Annotated in this window: 3 protein-coding genes; 1 reads left to right on the top strand and 2 read right to left on the bottom strand. The window is 71.4% G+C overall.

Features of this window, described 5'->3' with window-relative positions; translation table 11 throughout:
• On the bottom strand, positions 1-391 hold a 391-nt coding region (gene rplJ, locus AC1DP0_RS19640), incomplete at its 3' end, for a 50S ribosomal protein L10 (protein ID WP_478087805.1).
• A gap of 318 nt (positions 392-709) precedes the next feature.
• Here rplJ and AC1DP0_RS19635 point away from each other — a divergent pair.
• Entirely contained in the window at positions 710-1,588 is an 879-nt protein-coding gene (locus AC1DP0_RS19635; RefSeq protein WP_478087803.1) for a DUF3152 domain-containing protein, read from the top strand.
• Positions 1,589-1,682: 94 nt separating this feature from the next.
• Here AC1DP0_RS19635 and ggt read toward each other — a convergent pair whose 3' ends face one another.
• A complete protein-coding gene (gene ggt / locus AC1DP0_RS19630; RefSeq protein ID WP_478087801.1) occupies positions 1,683-3,383 on the bottom strand; it encodes a gamma-glutamyltransferase in 1,701 nt (566 codons plus the stop codon).
• Positions 3,384-3,635 lie beyond the last annotated feature (252 nt).

Here is a 3,635-nt window from a genome sequence, read left to right as displayed (position 1 = left end):
CCTCGCGGGACTCGAGGTCCGCGAGCTTCGTGATCTCCTCGGGGGACAAGGTCTTGCCGTCGAGGACGCCAGCCTTGATCACGAGGAGGGGGTGTGCCTTGGCGAAGTCACGCAGACCCTTGGCCGCTTCGACCGGGTCACCGGTGATGAAGGCGATGGCCGACGGGCCCTGGAGGTGACCGTCGAAGGCCGTGATACCGGCCTCCTTGGCGGCGCGCTCCGTGAGCGTGTTCTTGACCACGGCGTAGGTGGCGTGTTCCCGGATCGAGGTGCGCAGCTGCGAGAGCTGGGCCACGGTCAGACCGCGGTACTCGGTGAGAACGGCCGCACCGGACTCACGGAACTTGTCCGTGATCTCGGCAATGGCTGCGCTCTTCTCGGCGTTTGCCATCTGGGCCTCCTTCCCTTGCGTGGTGCCGCCCGTCGAGGGGGCCCGGAGGGCCTGCACGAAAAGAGCCCCGGCGCAGGGCGCTCGGGGCTCGCAGCGGCATACACGAGGTATGCCGTGAGGCTGAGTGTCCTGCGCTGGCTGCCCGCGTCGTGCGGAACCTTCGGGAGATCGTGGTTGCCCACGCCCTCCAACCGGCGGTCATTGGTCGTGGACCACAGTACGGGCTCGATCCGTCCCCACCAAATCGGGTTCGGCGCTCCCCGGCGGGTCCTGTGCCGGTCTCGCGTCCACAGCGGGTAGGAATTTACCGTGACGTCGATGGCGAGTGGCAGTTCCGGGCGCCGGCCGACCCCCGCCCAGCGGCAGGCCGTCCGCCGCCGTCGGTGGTTGGCCGTCCTGGCCGTCGTGCTCTGCCTCGCGGCGGACGTGTGGACCGTGTCTCAGGCGGGTGCCCGCGAGCCGATGGCCGACCGTCCCACTCCGCATGCCTCCCCCGCTCCGTCGAGCAGTGGGTCACCGGTGTCACCGACGGACCAGGCCGAGCAGGTTCCTGACGCGTCGACCGACTCGCAGGTCGGTGCCAGCTCGCCCAACCCCCGGAGCACCGCGGCAGGTACGGACGGCAAGGGGGCCGTCATCGAGGCCGGTACCGGCAGGTTCACGGTCGCCTCGATGCCGGCCTCCGCGCTTCGTCCCACGCCGGCGGGCGGGCGCACGGTCCGCTACACGGTCGAGGTCGAGGACGGCACCGACTTCTCCGGCAAGGACTTCGCCACCACGGTCGGGACGGTCCTGACCGACCCCCGCGGCTGGCAGACCAAGGACGGTGTCCGGTTCGTCAACGTGCCGCCCGCCGAGGCGGCCGAGGGAGCCATGGTCGACCTGCGTATCACCCTGGCCAGCCCCGACACGACCGACCGGCTGTGCGCGCCGCTGGAGACGCGCGGCCAGGTCAGCTGCCACAACTCCGGTCGGGTCGTGCTCAACCTTCGTCGCTGGGTGCTCGGAGCCGCGGCGTACGGCAATGACGTCGCAACGTACCGCGTCTACCTCGTCAACCACGAGGTCGGCCACGGCATCGGCCACCCTCACGAGTCCTGCGGCGGCACGGGCCAGGTGGCTCCGGTGATGATGCAGCAGACGTACGGCCTCCAGGGCTGCACCGCCTGGCCGTGGCCCACGCCCAAGCCGGCCTGACCTGCCTCCGGTCACGGCGCGCCCGACGCCCCGGGACGCGTCAGGCCGGCCCCGGGCGGGGCCGGCCTGACGCTCACCTGGTGGACGTGGACGGTCAGCGGGGGTGGACCACCATCGCCGAGCCACCACCGCGACGAGTCGGCTCGGCGGCCGCCTCGAACGTGCCACGGCCCAGGCTGCGGATCGCGGTCACCGCGCCGATCTCGTTGGGCGTGCCCGCGGAGGCGAGCGTGTGGCCCATGGCCGTCAGCGCAGCACCCGTGGGTCCGTCGAGGATCGCCGGCTCAGCCCCTTCGCTGGCCCCGTTGCGGGAGCTGAGCCGCGGGGCAGCGATCGCGTCGACGAGCGAGAGGTGCCGGTCGAGGTAGCCGAGGATCGTCTGGGACACCGACGTGATGATCGTGGCGCCGCCGGGCGACCCCACCGCGAGGAAGGGCTTGCCATCGTCGAGCAGGATGGTCGGGCTCATCGAGGAGCGCGGGCGCTTGCCCGAACCCGGCAGGTTCGGGTCCGGGACACCGGGCGTCAGCGGGGCGAAGTTGAAGTCGGTGAGCTCGTTGTTGAGCAGGAAGCCGTAGCCCGGCACCGTGATGCCGGAGCCGCCGGTCTGCTCGATGGTCAAGGTGTAGGACGCGACGTTGCCCCAGCGGTCGGTCGCCGTCAGGTGCGACGTCGACTGGCCCTCGTACGGCTGGCCCTGCGCGACCGTGCCGGGAGCGCAGGAGGTGTACGAGCCGTCGGGCGAGCCGAACGGGATCGGACGCGGGTGGGCCTTCATGGGGTCGAAGAGGCAGGCCCGCTCGGCCGCGAAGGCCGGGTCGATCAGCTGCTTGACCGGGACGCCCCTGACGTCACCGACCCAGCGGTTGCGGTCGGCGAAGGCCGTCGCCGACGCCTCCGAGAAGCGGTGCAGGTAGTCGGTGTCCGAGAGGCGCGAGGTCTTGACCCCGGTACGGTCCTCGTACGCCTTGACGAGGTTGAGGATCTCGGCGACCGCGATGCCTCCGGAGCTCGGGACCGGCATGCCGTAGACGTCGTAGCCCTTGTACCGCGAGTGGATCGGCGCCTTGGTCAGCGCCTTGTAGGCGGCGAGGTCGCGCAGGGTCATCTGCCCGCCCATGACACTGACGCCGGGAGCCGTGTGCGGGGCGTTGGACTCGCGCACGATGGCCTCGCCCAGACGGCCGCGGTAGAGGACGTCGACGCCCTGGGTGCGCAGGGTGCGGTAGGCCTTGGCCATGTCGGGGTTGGTGAAGACCGTGCCCACGGCCGGCGCCTGGCCGTCGCGCAGGAAGACCTTGGCCGTGGCGGGGAAGGCCGAGAAGCGCGCAGCGTTGGCCGCCGTCTGGTCGTGGAAGGTCTGGTCGACGACGAACCCCTTCTCGGCGAGGCCTTGGGCGGGCTTCAGTGCATCGCCCCACGAGAGCGTGCCGTAGTCGCGCAGGGCCTTGGCCCAGAGCGCCGGGGTGCCCGGGATGCCCACCGACAGGCCCGAGTTCACGACAGTGTTGAAGTTCATCGGCTTGCCCGTGGCCGGGTCGATGAAGGTCTTGTCGGTGAACGACGCCGGGGCCGTCTCGCGGCCGTCGATCGTCGTGACCTTCTTGCTCCGTGCGTCGTAGTAGACGAGGAAGCCGCCACCGCCGATGCCGGCGCTGTAGGGCTCGGTCACCCCGAGCGCCGCTGCTGTCGCGACCGCGGCGTCCGCGGCGTTCCCGCCGCGGGCCAGCACGTCGATGCCGACCTGCGAGGCGTCGCGGTCGACAGAGCTGACGGCGCCGCCCGACCCGGTCATCACCGGGACCTTGGGCAACGGCGCGGGACGACCGTGCGAGCCTGGGTCGGTCTGGGGCGCGGGGGCTGTGGTGGGCTGCGCCCCGGCCGTGGCTGGCAGGAGGGAGAGTGGGAGTCCGACGACGAGGGCGCCGAGGACCCACCTGGACCGTGTCGTGGTGCGTGCACTGTGACGAGTCATCCTTCGACGGTACTCGCGCACTCCCACGGGGTCGCGCCGGAGCACCCCACGGATTGGGGCGCTGGGCTCAGG

It is taken from the genome of Terrabacter sp. P5_B1 (assembly GCF_056400505.1).
The sequence above is the reverse complement of the archived record's forward strand: the minus strand, read 5'-3'. Positions and strand labels throughout refer to the sequence as shown.